Origin of the sequence: Streptomyces sp. FXJ1.172, assembly GCF_001636945.3 — a bacterium.
In the GTDB taxonomy this organism is placed as follows: domain Bacteria; phylum Actinomycetota; class Actinomycetes; order Streptomycetales; family Streptomycetaceae; genus Streptomyces.
On record NZ_CP119133.2, the window covers coordinates 7,874,071 to 7,889,282 of the forward strand.

The 15,212-nt window shown below is 72.1% G+C and carries 14 protein-coding genes; 13 read left to right on the forward strand and 1 reads right to left on the reverse strand.

Features of this window, described 5'->3' with window-relative positions:
* The first annotated feature begins 40 nt into the window (after positions 1-40).
* The 7 genes from A6P39_RS35530 to A6P39_RS35560 all read left to right on the forward strand — a co-directional run bounded on the left by A6P39_RS35530 (position 41) and on the right by A6P39_RS35560 (position 8,081).
* Complete coding sequence (locus A6P39_RS35530) at positions 41-1,747, forward strand: ABC transporter substrate-binding protein (protein ID WP_159396156.1); 1,707 nt, start codon at positions 41-43, stop codon at positions 1,745-1,747.
* A complete protein-coding gene (locus tag A6P39_RS35535) occupies positions 1,744-2,688 on the forward strand; it encodes an ABC transporter permease (RefSeq protein ID WP_079133665.1) in 945 nt (314 codons plus the stop codon). The genes A6P39_RS35530 and A6P39_RS35535 overlap by 4 nt, the downstream gene beginning before the upstream one ends.
* Complete coding sequence (locus A6P39_RS35540; protein ID WP_067052503.1) at positions 2,685-3,677, forward strand: ABC transporter permease; 993 nt, start codon at positions 2,685-2,687, stop codon at positions 3,675-3,677. Before A6P39_RS35535 ends, A6P39_RS35540 begins: the two co-directional genes overlap by 4 nt.
* A complete protein-coding gene (locus tag A6P39_RS35545; protein ID WP_067052505.1) occupies positions 3,674-4,495 on the forward strand; it encodes an ABC transporter ATP-binding protein in 822 nt (273 codons plus the stop codon). Before A6P39_RS35540 ends, A6P39_RS35545 begins: the two co-directional genes overlap by 4 nt.
* Complete coding sequence (locus tag A6P39_RS35550; protein ID WP_067052507.1) at positions 4,492-5,517, forward strand: ABC transporter ATP-binding protein; 1,026 nt, start codon at positions 4,492-4,494, stop codon at positions 5,515-5,517. The genes A6P39_RS35545 and A6P39_RS35550 overlap by 4 nt, the downstream gene beginning before the upstream one ends.
* Positions 5,514-6,794, forward strand: a complete 1,281-nt coding sequence (locus A6P39_RS35555) for an alpha/beta fold hydrolase (RefSeq protein WP_067052509.1) — start codon at positions 5,514-5,516, stop codon at positions 6,792-6,794. Before A6P39_RS35550 ends, A6P39_RS35555 begins: the two co-directional genes overlap by 4 nt.
* 84 nt (positions 6,795-6,878) lie before the next feature.
* The gene (locus A6P39_RS35560) at positions 6,879-8,081 is read left to right on the forward strand and encodes a M6 family metalloprotease domain-containing protein (protein WP_067052511.1); all 1,203 of its coding nucleotides are present in this window, start codon (positions 6,879-6,881) and stop codon (positions 8,079-8,081) included.
* Here A6P39_RS35560 and A6P39_RS35565 read toward each other — a convergent pair.
* Entirely contained in the window at positions 7,986-9,068 is a 1,083-nt protein-coding gene (locus tag A6P39_RS35565; protein WP_079133666.1) for a LysR family transcriptional regulator, read from the reverse strand. The genes A6P39_RS35560 and A6P39_RS35565 overlap by 96 nt on opposite strands.
* Positions 9,069-9,206: 138 nt before the next feature.
* Here A6P39_RS35565 and A6P39_RS35570 point away from each other — a divergent pair, with 138 nt between their 5' ends.
* The 6 genes from A6P39_RS35570 (at position 9,207) to A6P39_RS35595 (ending at position 15,004) form a co-directional block, all read left to right on the forward strand.
* On the forward strand, positions 9,207-10,355 hold the full coding sequence (locus A6P39_RS35570) for an NAD(P)/FAD-dependent oxidoreductase (RefSeq protein WP_067052513.1): 1,149 nt from the start codon (positions 9,207-9,209) through the stop codon (positions 10,353-10,355).
* A gap of 27 nt (positions 10,356-10,382) precedes the next feature.
* Positions 10,383-10,697, forward strand: coding sequence for a (2Fe-2S)-binding protein (locus tag A6P39_RS35575; protein ID WP_067052519.1), 315 nt, complete (start codon positions 10,383-10,385; stop codon positions 10,695-10,697).
* On the forward strand, positions 10,678-12,156 hold the full coding sequence (locus A6P39_RS35580; RefSeq protein WP_067052521.1) for an FAD/NAD(P)-dependent oxidoreductase: 1,479 nt from the start codon (positions 10,678-10,680) through the stop codon (positions 12,154-12,156). Before A6P39_RS35575 ends, A6P39_RS35580 begins: the two co-directional genes overlap by 20 nt.
* Before the next feature lie 75 nt (positions 12,157-12,231).
* Positions 12,232-13,140 (forward strand): dihydrodipicolinate synthase family protein, encoded by a 909-nt coding sequence (locus tag A6P39_RS35585; RefSeq protein WP_067052523.1) that lies wholly within the window; start codon positions 12,232-12,234, stop codon positions 13,138-13,140.
* Between the two features lie 20 nt (positions 13,141-13,160).
* Positions 13,161-14,165, forward strand: a complete 1,005-nt coding sequence (locus tag A6P39_RS35590) for a proline racemase family protein (protein ID WP_067052524.1) — start codon at positions 13,161-13,163, stop codon at positions 14,163-14,165.
* 152 nt (positions 14,166-14,317) lie between these two features.
* Complete coding sequence (locus A6P39_RS35595; protein ID WP_067052527.1) at positions 14,318-15,004, forward strand: GntR family transcriptional regulator; 687 nt, start codon at positions 14,318-14,320, stop codon at positions 15,002-15,004.
* Positions 15,005-15,212: the final 208 nt, after the last annotated feature.

Sequence of the window (15,212 nt, forward strand, 5' to 3'; positions counted from 1 at the left end):
CATCGCATAGGGCGTCACGGAAGATCGCAGGGGAGTCATCGTGAGAGCACGACGTTCGGGGATGGTCATGGCCGCTGCCCTGGGACTCGTCGCCGTCGCCGGCTGCGGGGGAGCCGGCGACGGCGACGGGCAGGGCGGATCCGCGAGCAAGGGGGGCACGCTGCACGTGCTCTCCAGCCTCGACCTGGAGCACCTCGACCCGGCCCGCAACTACGTCACCTCGTCCGAGGACTTGGGCCGCCTCGTCTACCGGACGCTGACGACGTACGCGGCGGCACCCGGGCCGGCCGGAGGCAGGATCGTGCCGGATCTGGCGACGGACACCGGCCGCCCGAGCGACGGGGCCCGCACCTGGACCTTCACGCTCAAGGCCGGGGTGAAGTTCGAGGACGGGCGTCCGATCACCAGCCGGGACATCAAGTACGGGGTCGAGCGGTCCTTCGCCGCGGAACTCCCCGAAGGTCCGCCGTACGCGCGCATGTGGCTTGCGGGAGGCCGGAGTTACCAGGGCCCCTACAAAGACAAGGGCAAGGACAAGGGCACGGGCAAGGGCGGGCTCGCCTCGATCGGGACCCCCGACGACCGGACGATCGTCTTCAAGCTCAACCGCCCGGTGGCCGACTTCGGTTCCGCCGTGTCGCTGCCGGTCTTCGCACCGGTTCCGCAGGACAAGGACACCGGCGTCCGGTACGACAGCAGACCCTTCTCCTCGGGCCCGTACAAGATCGGGGCGTTCGAGCCCAAGAAGAGGCTCACGCTGGTCCGCAACACCTACTGGAGTCCGGCCACCGACACGGTGCGCAAGGGCCTGCCGGACAAGATCGTGGTCGATCTCGACCTCGACCCGGCCGTGGTCGACCAGCGGCTGATCGCCGCTCAGGGACAGGACATGGACGCGGTCGCCTTCGAGCCGCTCGGCCCGGCATCGGTCGGGCCGGTGATGGCCAACCCCGCCGTGCACAAGAGGCTGGTCGTCAGCGAGTCCATCAACACGCGGTACCTGAGCATCAACACCCGGCACAAGCCCCTCGACGACGTCCGGGTGCGGCAGGCGATCGCCTACGCGCTGGACAAGGACGCCCTGCGCACGGCCCGGGGCGGCCCGATCGCCGGCCGGCTGGCCACCACCCTGCTGCCGCCGTCGCTGCCGGGCGCCGTGCCCGACGACCCCTTCCCGAGCCCGGGTGGCAAGGGTGATCCGGCCAGGGCCAAGGCGCTGCTGGCGCAGGCGGGCCATCCCTCGGGCCTGACCCTCACGCTCGACACCCCGGCCACCGCCGGCGGCCAGGCGCAGGGCGAGGCGGTGCAGGCGTCCCTGGCCAAGGCCGGGATCAAGGTGAAGATCAACGCGATCAGCTCGTCGGCGTTCTACAGCACGGTGGGCAACACCGCCCAGGAACACGACCTGGTGATCGACGGCTGGACACCCGACTGGCCCGGCGCCTCCACCTACCTGCCGCTCGTGTTCGACGGCCGTCTGATCACCCCCGAGGGCAACAACGACCACGCCCAGTACGACTCGGCCAAGGTCGACGCCCGCCTCGACGCGATCGCCGGGATGAAGGACCCGGCTGCCGCCGCGACCGCGTACGGCCGACTGTCCCAGCAGATCATGGCGGACGCTCCGGTCGTACCGTTCCTGTGGGACAAGGCGGCCGTCCTGACCGGCCCTCATGTCACCGGCGCCTACGGGCACATCGCCTACGTCGGACGACTGGATCTGGTCTCCCTGGGGCTGCGCAAGTGACCGCCACGCTGCCCGCCCCGGTGCCGTCGGATGCGCCGCCCCGCGTCGGTCCGCACGAGCCGTCCCTGCTGCACCGGCTGCTCGCACAGCGCTCCGCCACCATCGCGCTGACGGTGGTCGTCCTCCTGGTGCTGATCGCCCTCGCGGCCCCGCTGATCACCTGGGCCGCCGGCACGTCACCGACCGAGTTCCACTCGGGCGCGGTCGATCCGGCGCTCGGCGGACTGCCGCGCGGTAGCGGAGGCGGGATCAGCGCCGAGCACTGGCTGGGCGTCGAGCCCGGCAGCGGCCGGGACATCCTCGCCCGTGTCGTCTACGGCGCCCGGGTCTCGCTGCTGATCGCCCTGCTCGCCACCGTCCTGTCGGTGTCGCTCGGCACGGCGCTCGGGCTGACCGCCGGGTTCTTCGGCGGCTGGACCGACACCGTCGTCGGCAGGCTGATGGACCTGCTGATGTCCTTCCCCGCCCTGATCTTCATGATCGCGCTGATCTCCGCGGCCCCGGGCGTGAACCGGCAGCTCCTGCTGGTCGTCGTGCTCGGCCTCTTCGGCTGGCCGTACGTCGGACGGATCGTGCGCGGGCAGGCGATGGTGCTCGCCCGCGGGGAGTTCGTGGCGGCGGCCTGGGTGCTGGGCGCCTCCCGGCGGGCCCTGCTGGTGCGGGAGGTCCTGCCCAATCTGAGCGGGCCGATCCTGGTGGTGGCGACCATGTCGATCCCCGGCTACGTCGCCACCGAGGCGGGCCTGTCCTTCCTCGGCATCGGGGTACGCCCGCCGACCCCCTCGTGGGGCCAGATGATCGCCTCCGCGGTGCCCTGGTACGCCGCCGACCCCGTCTACTTCCTCGTCCCGGGCGCCTTCCTGTTCGTCACCGTGCTCGCCTTCAACGTGCTGGGCGACGCGGTACGGGACGCGCTCGACCCCCGGAGCCGCCGACGATGATCCTCTATGTCCTGCGCAGGCTGGCCGCGACGGCGGCGATCCTGCTGGTGGTCTGCGCGGCCACCTTCGCGATCTTCTACCTGATGCCCGCCGACCCGGCCCAGGGCGCCTGTGGCAAGGCGTGCAGCCCGCAGCGGATCGCCGAGATCCGCACCACGCTCGGCCTGAACCACTCGGTGTTCGTGCAGTTCCGTGACTATCTCGTCGGCATCGTGTCGGGCCGCACGTACGGCACGGGCGCACAGGCCGTGCACTGCCCCGCTCCGTGCCTCGGATTCAGCTTCCAGACCGATCAGCCGGTGTGGCGGATGCTCACGGACCGGCTGCCGGTGAGCGTCTCCATCGCCGTGGGCGCCGCGGTGCTGTGGCTGATCGTCGGCGTCGGCGCCGGGGTGATCTCCGCGCTGCGCCGGGGCAGCCTGTGGGACCGGGCGGCGATGACGGCCGCACTGGGCGGGGTCTCGCTGCCGGTCTACTTCACCGCTCTGGTGCTGCAGTACCTCCTCGTCGTCAAGCTCGGTCTGCTGCCCTATCCGCAGGCGATCGCGCTCACCGCGGATCCGGCCGGCTGGGCGCAGTCCATGGTCATGCCGTGGATCACCCTGGCGATGCTCTACGCCGGGATCTACGCACGGATCACCCGCGGCGAGATGCTCGACAGCCTCGGCCAGAACTACGTCCGTACCGCCCGCGCCAAGGGCCTGCCCGAGCCGACCGTGCTGCGCCGGCACGCACTGCGGCCGGCGCTGATGCCCATCGTGACGATCTTCGGCATGGACCTCGGCGCGCTGCTCGGCGGCGCCCTCATCACCGAGTCGGTCTTCGGCCTGCCCGGGGTGGGAAAGCTCGCGGCCGACGCGATCAACAGCGCCGACCAGCCGGTGATCCTCGGCGTGACGCTGTTCGCCGCGGGATTCGTCGTGCTCGCCAACGTCGCCGTGGACCTGGTCTACGCGCTCCTGGACCCGAGAGTGAGGGCCGTGGGATGACCCTGCTGACCGTGCGCGACCTGACCGTGGACTTCGCGGGCGGCGTACGCGCCGTCGACGGCCTCGATCTGGACCTGGCCGCCGGGGCGGTGCTCGGCGTGGTCGGCGAGTCGGGCAGCGGCAAGTCCGTCACCAGCCTGGCCGTCATGGGCCTGCTGCCCGATGCCCGGACCACCGGTGAAGTCCGCTTCGAGGGACGGGAGTTGACCGGCCTGGGCCGGCGGTCACTGCGCCGGCTGCGCGGCGACCGCATCGCGATGATCTTCCAGGATCCGCTGTCCTGTCTGAACCCCTACTACCCCGTGGGCTTCCAGATCGCCGAGGCCTATCGTGCACACCGCCGGGCCGGGCGCCGTGCGGCGCACCGGGTCGCGGTGCGCATGCTGGACCGGGTCGGCATCCCCGAGCCCGAGCGGCGCGCCCGCGCGTATCCGCACGAGTTCTCCGGCGGCATGCGCCAGCGCGTGATGATCGCGATGGCCCTGTGCCTGGAGCCCGACCTGCTGATCGCCGACGAACCGACCACCGCGCTCGACGTGACCGTGCAGGCCCAGATCCTGGATCTGCTGCGCGAGCTGAGGGAGCGCTCCGGTACCGCCATCATGCTCATCACCCACGACATGGGTGTGGTCGCCGGGCTGGCCGACGAGGTGGTCGTGATGTACGGCGGCCGCGCGGTCGAACGGGGCACGGTCCGCGAGGTGTTCTACCGGCCGCGCGAGGCCTACACCAAGGGCCTGCTGGCCTGCGTACCCCGCGTCGACGGGCCGTTGCCCGACCGGCTGCCCACCTTGCCGGCACCGGAGGTGACCGCGTGAACGGCCCGAACGCACCCCTGCTGGAAGCACGCGACCTGGTCAAGCGGTTCCCCGTGCGACACGGCCTGACCCGGCGGCTCGCCGGACACGTCACAGCGGTCGACGGAGTGTCCCTGCGGGTGGACGCGGGGGAGACGCTGGGCCTGGTCGGCGAGTCCGGCTGTGGCAAGTCCACGGTCGCCCGGATGCTGACCCGGCTCATCGAGCCCACCTCGGGCACGGTCCGCGTGGCCGGTAGTGAACTGGCCACGCTGGACGAGCAGTCGATGCGGCGGGTGCGCCGGGACCTGCAGATGATCTTCCAGGATCCGTTCTCCTCGCTCAACCCCCGGCAGACCGTCCGGCAGATCCTCACGGCCCCGTACCGCTACCAACAGCTGACCCCCGGCGAACCGGTGGAACGACTGCTGGAGCGGGTGGGCCTGCGGCCGGAGCACGCCACCCGCTACCCCCACGAGTTCTCCGGCGGCCAGGCGCAGCGCATCGGGATCGCCCGGGCACTGGCGCTGCGGCCGAAACTGGTGGTGTGCGACGAGCCCGTCTCGGCGCTCGACGTATCGGTGCAGGCGCAGATCCTCAACCTGCTCAAGGACCTTCAGCGGGAGTACGGGCTCGGCTACGTGTTCATCGCGCACGACCTCGGCGCGGTCCGCCAGATCAGCACGCGCGTCGCCGTGATGTACCTGGGCACGGTCGTGGAGACGGCCGACCGGGACACCCTCTACGGCAGCGCCGCGCACCCCTACACCCACGCCCTGCTCTCCGCCGTACCGCTGCCGGACCCGGACGCCGAACGGGCCCGCGAGCGGATCGTCCTGAGCGGCGATCCGCCCAGCCCGCTCGATCCGCCGAGTGGTTGTCCGTTCCGCACCCGTTGCCCGAGAGCGGCCGACCGCTGCGCCGCCGAGCGGCCCGTGCTGCGCGCGCTCGCTCCGGGGCACGAGGCCGCCTGCCACTACCCCGAGCCTCTGCCGCAGCCGCAGCCGCAGTCCGCCTCGTTCACCGAGAAGAGGACCTCATGAGCCGCAGCTACCGCCTGCCCGGCCTCGCCGTGACCGACCACACCTTCACCGTGCCGCTCGACCACGCCACCCCGGCGGGCCCCTCGATCAGGGTGTTCGCCCGGGAACTGCGCGACCCGGGCCGCACCGGCGAGCGACTGCCCTGGCTGCTGTATCTGCAGGGCGGGCCCGGAGGCAAGTCGCCCCGCCCGCTGAACGCCGCCACCGGGTGGCTCGCCCGCGCCCTCAGGACCCACCGGGTGCTGCTGCTGGACCAACGCGGCACCGGCCGCAGCACCCCGGTCACGGCCCGGTCGGCCGGGCGGTTCTCCCACGCCCGGGAGCTGGCCGGCCATCTCGCCCTCTTCCGCGCGGACTCGATCGTCGCCGACGCGGAGCTGATACGGCATCAGCTGTGCGGCGACGAGCCATGGGAGACCCTCGGCCAGAGCTACGGCGGCTTCCTCACCCTCACCTACCTCTCCCGGGCCCCCGAAGGACTCCGCGCCTGCTACATCACCGGGGGCCTGCCCGGCCTGGAGGCCACCGCCGACGACGTCTACGCGGCCACGTATCCCCGGGTCGAGGAGAAGGTGACCGCCTTCTACGCCCGTTACCCCGGTGACCGTGACCTGGTCCGGCGGATCGCCGGTCTGCTGGACCCGCGGACGGTGCGACTGCCCGACGGGGACCGGCTCACCGTCCGGCGGCTGCGCACGCTCGGCCTGATGCTGGGCATGGGGGACGGAGCCGAGCGCCTGCACTGGCTGCTGGACGAAGCACTCGGCGCCGACGGCGAACTCTCGGCGACCTTCCTGCACCAGGTGATGCATCTGACCGGGCTCGTCGACAACCCGCTGTTCGCCGTGCTCCAGGAGGCCTGCTTCGCCCAGGGGGGCAAGCCCACCGACTGGGCCGCGGCCCGCGCGATCGCCGAGCGCCCGGAGTTCGCGGAGGACGCCGACCCGCTGTTGTTCACCGGTGAGATGTTCTATCCCTGGATGTTCGAGGAGATCGCCGGGCTGCGGCCGTTCCGCGACACCGTCCGGCTGCTGGCCGAGCGGACCGACTGGCCCGAGCTGTACTCCCCGTCGCGGCTGGCGGCGAACCGGGTGCCGGTGGCCGCCGCTGTCTACCACGACGACATGTATGTGCCCACCGAACTGTCCCTGCCGACCGCGCGCTCGGTCGGCGCGCTGCGCGCCTGGGTCACCAACGAGTGGGAGCACGACGGGGTGAGCGCCTCCGGCGAAGGCGTGCTGTCCCGTCTGATGGACATGGCCGCCGGACGCGCCTGACCGTCCCGCACCCACCCGGACCCGACGACCCGCACCCACCCGGACCCGACGACCCGCACCCACCCGAAGGAGAGACGAGGAGACATGCCCGCATCCACCCGCAGGTTCAAGGCCCTTGCCGCGGGCGCCCTGGCGACGGCGTTCCTGTCGCTCGGAGCCGTCGCCCCGACCGCGCACGCGGCGCCCGAACCGGCGCACGCCACCACTGCGGCCACCGACTGCGCCCTTCCCGGCAGAACCGGCTGGACGGACGAGGGCCACGACACCGACCACACCCAGTTCCAGCGGCCGCTCGGCACCAGACACGTGCTCATGCTGTTCGTCGACTTCCCCGACGCCCAGGCATCGGGCGCCACGGCCGGCTACTACCGGCAACTCGCCCCGGCCGCCCAGTGGATGAACCGCGACTCCTACGGACGGACCACGCTCGACATCACCCCGCTGGACCGGTGGGTACGCATGCCACAGGATTCCACCAGCTACGGCTTCCAGCGCGGGATCACCTTCGAGCAGCACGAGGCGTACGTCCGCCAGGCGGTGGCAGCCGCCGACCCGTACGCCGACTTCTCCCGGTACGACATGGTCTACGTCGTCCCGGCGAGGTCCGCCTCCGCGATCAGCTTCTCGCCGACGTACCTCTTCGACCCCACCACCGCGGGCGTCACCGCCGACGGCAGGCGCGTCAAGTGGGCGGTGACGTTCGGGCAGGACATGTGGCACTGGGGCTTCGAGGTCGCCGACCACGAGACCAGCCACACCTTCGGCCTGCCCGATCTCTACGCGTTCACCGGCGCCGACCACCACCGCTTCGTCGGCGGCTGGGACCTGATGGGCGACATCGCCGGCGCCTCCCCGCAGCACCTCGGATGGGAACGGTGGAAGTTCGGCTGGATCGACGACCGCCAGGTCGCCTGCCTCGCCTCGGCCGGACGCCGCACCGTCCGCCTGACGGCGGTCGAGCGCCCCGGCGGAACGAAGATCGCGGTGATCCGTACGAGCGGGACCACGGCCTACGTCGCCGAGTCCCGCAGGGCCGTCGGCGCCGACAGCCACGCCTGTTCCACCGGCGTGCTCGTCTACAAGCTGGACACCGCCACCCAGACCGGCTACGGCCCGGTCCAGATCGTGAACGGCAATCCCGGCGCCGCCCCGCCCCCGGGCTGCCGGGCCCTGGACATGGCCGCACTGCGCTCAGGCCAGACCTTCACCGATCCCGCCACGGGTGTCCGGATCGATGTCGGCAACAGCAGCCCTCTCCAGGACGAGATTTCGATCAGCAAGCGGTGAGAGCGGATCGCCGTCACCGGCTCGCCCGGCCGGACACGGCGACTTCGCACGGCGCCTGCGCCACCGTGCGTAAGCCGGTGCGGTGGCACAGGTGGCGAGGTAGCCCTCGGCCACCCGGTGGACGATCTGGTCGCCGCAGGCCGCCAGAGGTCCGTCGCGGCGCCAGCCGAGGACGTGGCGGTACCAGAGCGGATCGCCGGCGAGAGGACGCACCACGATGCCGGGCACCTCGAGGAAGGTCGCCTGGCAGAGGCTCACGGCCAGGCCCGCCCGGACGATGTCGATCAGCTGCCGGCCCTCCGCCTCGTAAGGGGTGTGCGGCTGACGGCCCGTCCGGGAGAAGACGGACGCCCAGTACTCCCTGGTGCGGTCACTGTCCGGATGGGGCATGGCCCACTCGTCCTCGATGAGTTCCGTCAGACCCACCTCCTCGCGGCCGGCCAGCGGATGGGTGGACGCAAGCAGGGCGAAGACGGGCTCGGTGACGACCGGACGCAGGACGACTCCCTCGCGCGGCGGGAGTTCGTGGCCGGGGTTGTCGCCGAGCACCGCCGCCTCCAGACGGCCCGCCGCGAGGTCGTCCAGCAGCGGCGACGGAGAGTACTGGCATCGGGTCGTCACTTCGGAGCCGAGGACCAACTCCCTTGTCGCCACGATGAGATCGGCCAGCAGCGGCGCGCCCACCGAGCCGAGACGGACGCGGCCGGGGGAGGTTGCGCAGCGGGCGGCGCGGGCGGTGTCGGAGAGCAGGCCGTCGATGCCCGGCAGGATCGCCCGCGCCCGTGGCAGCACCAGCTCGCCCAGGGCGGTGGGCACGGCGCCGGTCTGCCCGCGGTCGAAGATCGGTCCGCCCAGCATGGCTTCGATGCGCCGTAGTTGGGCGCTGAGACCCGGTTGGGTCATACACAACGACGCGGCGGCCCGGGTCAGACTTCCGGCCTCCGCGATCGCGCAGATCACGCGCAAGTGCCGTACCTCCAGATCCATGGCGCGGATGGTATGGAGCGGCGGGGGCATTCCGGCAGAGTCGGGGCGCCACAAGTCCCATATGAAATGTCACACGTGACGTGAGTGTTATGGGGTCGGGGTCTTGGCAAGGCCAGTGCAATGTGAAATGGTACTGAAGTGCCCACGAGCAACTCGTCAGACGTCATCGTCGTCGGAGCGGGAATGGTCGGCGCGGCCTGCGCCTACTACGCCACCCGCGCCGGTCTCTCGGTCACCGTGGTGGACCGCGGCGCCGTCGCCGGTGGGACCACCGGCGCAGGGGAGGGAAACCTCCTGGTCTCCGACAAGGAACCCGGCCCCGAACTCGAACTCGCGCTGCTGTCCGCGCGGTTGTGGCGGGAGCTGGCGCATTCCCTCCCACCGCAGATCGAGTACGAGGCCAAGGGCGGACTGGTCGTCGCCTCCGACCCGGCGGGGGCGGACGCCTTGCGGAAGTTCACGGCCGGTCAGCGGGGCGCCGGCGTCCAGGCGGAGGAGATTCCCGCCGACCGGCTCACCGACCTCGAGCCGCACCTCGCCGCCGGACTGGCGGGCGGCTTCCACTACCCCCAGGACGCTCAGGTCCAGCCCGCCCTCGCCGCGGCCCACCTGCTGCGTGCCTCGAACGCGCGGACCCGTCTCGGTGAGGAGGTCACGAGTCTCCTCACCGGCGCGGACGGCGAGGTGACCGGTGTGCGGACGCCGGCCGGCACCCTCCGCGCCCCGTACGTGGTGAACGCGGCCGGCGCCTGGGGCGGCGAACTGGCCCGGCGCGCGGGTGTGGACCTGCCCGTCCTGCCGCGCCGCGGCTTCGTCCTCGTCACCGAACCGCTGCCGCGCGTGGTGCGGCACAAGGTGTACGCGGCGGACTACGTCGCCGACGTGGCGAGCGGCTCGGCCGCGCTCCAGACCTCGGCCGTGGTCGAGGGGACCCCGGCGGGTCCGGTGCTGATCGGCGCCAGCCGTGAGCGGGTGGGCTTCGACCGCACGCTGTCGGCCGAGGTGCTGCGCCGCCTCGCCGCCCAGGCCACCGCCCTGTTCCCGGTACTGGCCAAAGTACGGGCCATGCGGACCTACGCGGGATTCCGCCCCTATCTTCCCGACCACCTGCCGGCGATCGGCCCCGATCCACGCGTGCCGGGACTGCTGCACGCCTGCGGCCACGAAGGCGCGGGGATCGGCCTTGCACCCGCCACCGGCCTGCTCATCGCCCAGTTCCTGGCCGGGGAGCAACCTTCCGTGGACACCGGCCCGTTCGGCCCCGGTCGCTTCACGTCCGTCTCCTGACCATCCGCTCGTAGAAAGGAGGCCACAGTGGCCCGCACCCCCGGTGAACTGGTCGGGGCATGCCCCGGCCCGCCGTTCGAGATCACCGTCGACGGCCGCGCCGTCACCGCGCTGCCCGGCCAGTCCATCGCCGCCGCCCTGTGGGCGGCCGGCATCCTCGCCTGGCGCACCACGCGGAACACCGGCCGGCCGCGCGGCGCCTTCTGCGGCATCGGACAGTGCTACGACTGCCTGGCCACCGTCAACGGCGAACCCAACCGGCGGGCCTGCCTGCTTCCCGCGCGTCCCGGCGACGCGATCACCACCCAGGAAGGACACGGCCATGCCGAGTTCGCCGTCTGAGCCGTACGACCTCGTGGTGATCGGTGCGGGCGGCGCCGGACTCGCCGGTGCCGTCACCGCAGCGGAACTGGGCCTGTCCGTCGCCCTGTTGGACGCCGCAGCCCAGATCGGCGGCCAGTTCTACCGGCATCCCGCCCCGGCCCTCGGCGCCGTACGGCCACAGGCCCTGCACCACGACTGGGCCGCCTTCGACGCCCTGCGCACACGTCTGGCGGCGACCGGCGCCGAACAGTTCCTCGGACATCACGTGTGGAGCGGGGTGCGGGAGAGCGAGGAGCTGTGGGCCGTGCACGCCGTCACCGGCGCCGACGGCGAAGGGAAGCGCGCGGTGCGGGTGCGGGCCCGCGCGCTGCTGCTCGCGACCGGCGCGTACGAGCGCCAACTGCCCTTTCCCGGCTGGACGCTGCCCGGGGTCGTGGGTGCCGGAGGCGCCCAGGCGATGCTCAAGTCCGGGCTCGCGCTGCCGGGCAGGCGCATTGTCGTCGCCGGCAGCGGACCGCTGCTGCTCGCCGTCGCCTCCTCGCTGACCGCGGCCGGGGCGCGCGTCCCCGCCGTCGTGGAGGCGTCCGGCTACCTCGGGTACGCCCGCCACCCGGGTGCCCTCGCCGCCAACCCCGGCAAGCTCGCCGAGGCCGCGGTCCACGGATCGGCCCTGCTGCGCCACCGCGTCCGGCTGCGCACCCACAGCGCGGTCACCGCGGTGCACGGCACCGACCGGGTGGAGGCCGTGACCGTCTCCCGGCTCGACGCGCGGTGGCGGCCGGTACCGGGAACGGGACGGCGCATCGCGTGCGACGCGCTGGCCGTGGGGCACGGACTGGTCCCGCAGATCGACCTGGCCACGAGCCTCGGCTGCGCGACCCGGCGCACCCCCGACGCGACCTCGGCCCTCGTCCTGGACGACCTGCAGGAGACCTCGGTCCCCGGCATCTGGGCGGCCGGGGAGACCGGCGGCGTCGGAGGTGCACAACTCGCCCGTGTGGAAGGTGAGTTGTCGGCTCTCGCGGTAGCTGCCCGGCTGCACGGCAAGCCGTTTCCCGCCGGGAGCTGGCGGGTGCGCGAACTGCGCCGCCGCCGGGACCGGATGCGTGCCTTCGCCGACGCCATGGCGCTCGCGCACACCCCCGGCCCCGGCTGGACCGAGTGGCTGACGGACGACACGGAGGTGTGCCGCTGCGAGGAGGTGACGGCCGGCCGCATCCGCGAGGCGATCACCAGCCTCGGTGCCCGCGACGCCCGTACGGCGAAGCTCCTCACCCGAGCGGGCATGGGCTGGTGCCAGGGCCGCATGTGCACCGCAGCCGTGGCCTGTCTCGCCGAGCGCGGCGGCGACGGGACCGTACCGCCGTCCGCCGAGCGCCGTCCGCTCGCCGTGCCGGTACCGCTCAAGGTCCTCGCCTCACTCGACGAGCCCTACGAGCCTTACGAGTTCGCCGAGTCCGACGAGCCGGACGGCTGATGTCGCACGGCACCGCAAGCGGCACGTGCGCCTAACAATAAAATGTCACACGCTACAGAAGGGTCGCTCACCCACATGACCTCCACCTCCTGGAACCCCGACCGCCCCTGGCGCGGCATCATGGTCGCCACCGCCCTCCCCTTGCGTCCGGACCTCTCCGTCGACTACGACGCCTACGCCCAGCACGTCCGCCGGCTGATCGACAACGGCTGCGACGGCGTCGTCCCCAACGGCTCGCTCGGCGAGTACCAGACACTCACCGCCGAGGAGCGCGCCCGCGTCGTGCGCACCGCCGTCGAAGCCGCGGGCGACGGCGCCCGGGTGATGCCCGGGGTCGCCGCCTACGGCAGCGGCGAGGCCCGCCGCTGGGCCGAGCAGGCGGCCGAGGCGGGCTGCGGATCCGTGCTGCTCCTGCCCCCGAACGCCTACCGCGCCGACGAACACGCCGTACGCGCCCACTACGCCGAGGTCGCCGGCGCGGGGCTGCCGGTCGTCGCGTACAACAACCCGATCGACACCAAGGTGGACCTGACCCCGGCGCTGCTCGCCCGGCTCCACGGCGACGGCAGTGTGGTCGCGGTCAAGGAGTTCACCGGCGATGTGCGCAGGGCGTACGAGATCGCAGAACTGGCCCCCGGGCTCGATCTGCTGGTCGGGGCGGACGATGTCCTGCTGGAGCTGGCGATCGCCGGCGCCGTCGGCTGGATCGCGGGGTACCCGAACGCCTTCCCCGCCACCTGCGCCCAGCTCTACCACGCCGCCGTCGCGGGCGACCTGGAGACGGCACTGCCGCTCTACCGGTCGCTGCACCCGCTGCTTCGCTGGGACTCCCGGACCGAGTTCGTGCAGTCGATCAAGCTTTCCATGGACATCGCCGGCCACCACGGCGGCCCCACCCGCCCGCCGCGCTCACCGCTCACCGGCGAGGTCGAGGCCGGCGTGCGTGCGGCCACCGAGAAGGCCATCGCCCAGGGGCACCACTGACCGGAAAGGAACGGACCTCCATGCGTACGCGTCACGTCTTCCACGCCGTCGACTCGCACACCGAGGGCATGCCCACGCGCGTCATCACGGGTGGCGTCGGGGTGATCCCCGGCGCCACCATGGCCGAGCGCAGGCTTCACTTCATCGAGCACCTGGACCACATCCGCACGCTCCTGATGTACGAGCCGCGCGGCCACGCCGCCATGAGCGGCGCGATCCTGCAACCCCCGACCCGCCCCGACGCCGACTACGGGGTCCTGTTCATCGAGGTTTCCGGCCTGCTGCCGATGTGCGGGCACGGCACCATCGGGGTGGCGACCGTGCTGGTCGAGACCGGGATGGTGCCGGTCGGCGAGCCGCTCACCACGGTACGGCTGGACACCCCGGCCGGCCTGGTCTGCGTCGACGTGCACGTCGAGGACGGCCGGGCGAGGGCGGTCACGTTCACCAACGTGCCTGCGTTCTGCGTGGGCCTGGCACGCAAGATCGACGTCCCCGGGTACGGCACGGTGACGTACGACCTCGCCTTCGGCGGCAACTTCTACGCCTTCGTCGAACTCGAGGCACTGGGGCTGCCCTTCGACCGGGCCCGCAAGGACGACCTCCTCGCCGCCGGTCTCGCCGTCATGGACGCGATCAACGCCTCACCCGACCGGCCCGTCCACCCGGAACAACCGGAGATCGCCGGCGTCAAGCACGTCTATCTCGCCGCGCCGGGCTCCGACGCGCACCGCTCACGGCACGCCATGGCCATCCACCCCGGCTGGTTCGACCGTTCGCCGTGCGGCACCGGAACGTCCGCCCGCATGGCCCAGCTCCACGCCCGCGGTGAACTCCCGCTCCACCGCGACTTCGTCAACGAGTCCTTCATCGGCACCCGGTTCACCGGACGCCTGGTGGACGAGACCCGGGTCGGCGCGGTGCCGGCCGTCGTTCCCACCGTCACCGGCCGCGCGTGGATCACCGGCACAGCCCAGTACTTCCTCGACCCGGACGACCCCTTCCCCGGAGGCTTCCTCCTATGACTCGTGTGACTCGTATGACTCCTGGGGCCGAGGCGCGCAGAGCGGCGCTGGACTTCCACAGCACGAGCCGCACCCACACCCTCGCACCCGCGAAAACAACGTGACATTGCACGTGTACTCTGGGCTTCGGGTCAGGGCACGGAGGAAACAGCATGGGGCATCTGAAGGCAAGCAACCTCATCACCGCCCGGGAACGCCTGCGCGACCAGGTCGCCCACGCCCTGCGCGCCGCCCTCATCTCCGGTGAACTGCGCCCCGGCCAGGTCTACTCGGCCCCGACGCTCGCCGAGGACTTCGGCATCTCCGCGACGCCCGTCCGCGAGGCGATGCTCGACCTGGCCCGCGAGGGCCTGGTCGAGCCCCTGCGCAACAAGGGCTTCCGGGTCACCGAGGTCAACGAGCGCGACCTCGACCAGTACACCGAGATCCGCACCCTGATCGAGGTCCCCATGGTCGGCCGGATCACGCGGACCGCAGCCGAGGAGGACCTGGAAGCGCTGCGCCCGACCGCCGAGGAGATCGTGCGCGCCGCGCGTGACCACGACCTCATCGGCTACCTGGAGGCCGACCGCAGGTTCCACCTCTCGCTGCTGGCGCTCTCCGGCAACGACCGCCTCGTCGAAACCGTCGGCGACCTGCGCAAGCGCTCCCGCCTGTACGGCCTGACCGCCCTGGACCGGCGCGGCGAACTGATCCCCTCGGCCGAGGAACACCTGGAACTCTTGGACCTCATGCTCTCCGGAGACGCCGAAGCCGCCGAGCGGTGCATGACCCGGCACCTGGGACATGTGCGCTCACTGTGGGCCGAGGGCGAGACCGTCACCGAGCCGGCCGGCTGAGGTCCCGGGCGTCCCGGTCCGCCGCTCCCCGGCCACCGGTGTCCGCACCCGCTGCAGGGCCGAACTCGCCACTGTGAGTGGGGAGTTGCCCGCACATGTGGAAGAGGTGTGGAGACCGCCCGGGTCGGCGGATGAAAACCGATGAAAGTCCTGAGGGCCGCGTGACGTGGTACTCCGGGGGCGGCTTTACTGGGAGTTACCCATGGAC

Bases quoted from the DNA above. Each gene is read 5' to 3' on its own strand.
- A6P39_RS35590 (WP_067052524.1), top strand. From the start codon at position 13,161: ATGCGTACGCGTCACGTCTTCCACGCCGTCGACTCGCACACCGAGGGC.
- A6P39_RS35545 (WP_067052505.1), top strand. From the start codon at position 3,674: ATGACCCTGCTGACCGTGCGCGACCTGACCGTGGACTTCGCGGGCGGC.
- A6P39_RS35555 (WP_067052509.1), top strand. From the start codon at position 5,514: ATGAGCCGCAGCTACCGCCTGCCCGGCCTCGCCGTGACCGACCACACC.
- A6P39_RS35585 (WP_067052523.1), top strand. From the start codon at position 12,232: ATGACCTCCACCTCCTGGAACCCCGACCGCCCCTGGCGCGGCATCATG.
- A6P39_RS35560 (WP_067052511.1), top strand. From the start codon at position 6,879: ATGCCCGCATCCACCCGCAGGTTCAAGGCCCTTGCCGCGGGCGCCCTG.
- A6P39_RS35540 (WP_067052503.1), top strand. From the start codon at position 2,685: ATGATCCTCTATGTCCTGCGCAGGCTGGCCGCGACGGCGGCGATCCTG.
- A6P39_RS35595 (WP_067052527.1), top strand. From the start codon at position 14,318: ATGGGGCATCTGAAGGCAAGCAACCTCATCACCGCCCGGGAACGCCTG.
- A6P39_RS35565 (WP_079133666.1), bottom strand. From the start codon at position 9,068: ATGGATCTGGAGGTACGGCACTTGCGCGTGATCTGCGCGATCGCGGAG.
- A6P39_RS35580 (WP_067052521.1), top strand. From the start codon at position 10,678: ATGCCGAGTTCGCCGTCTGAGCCGTACGACCTCGTGGTGATCGGTGCG.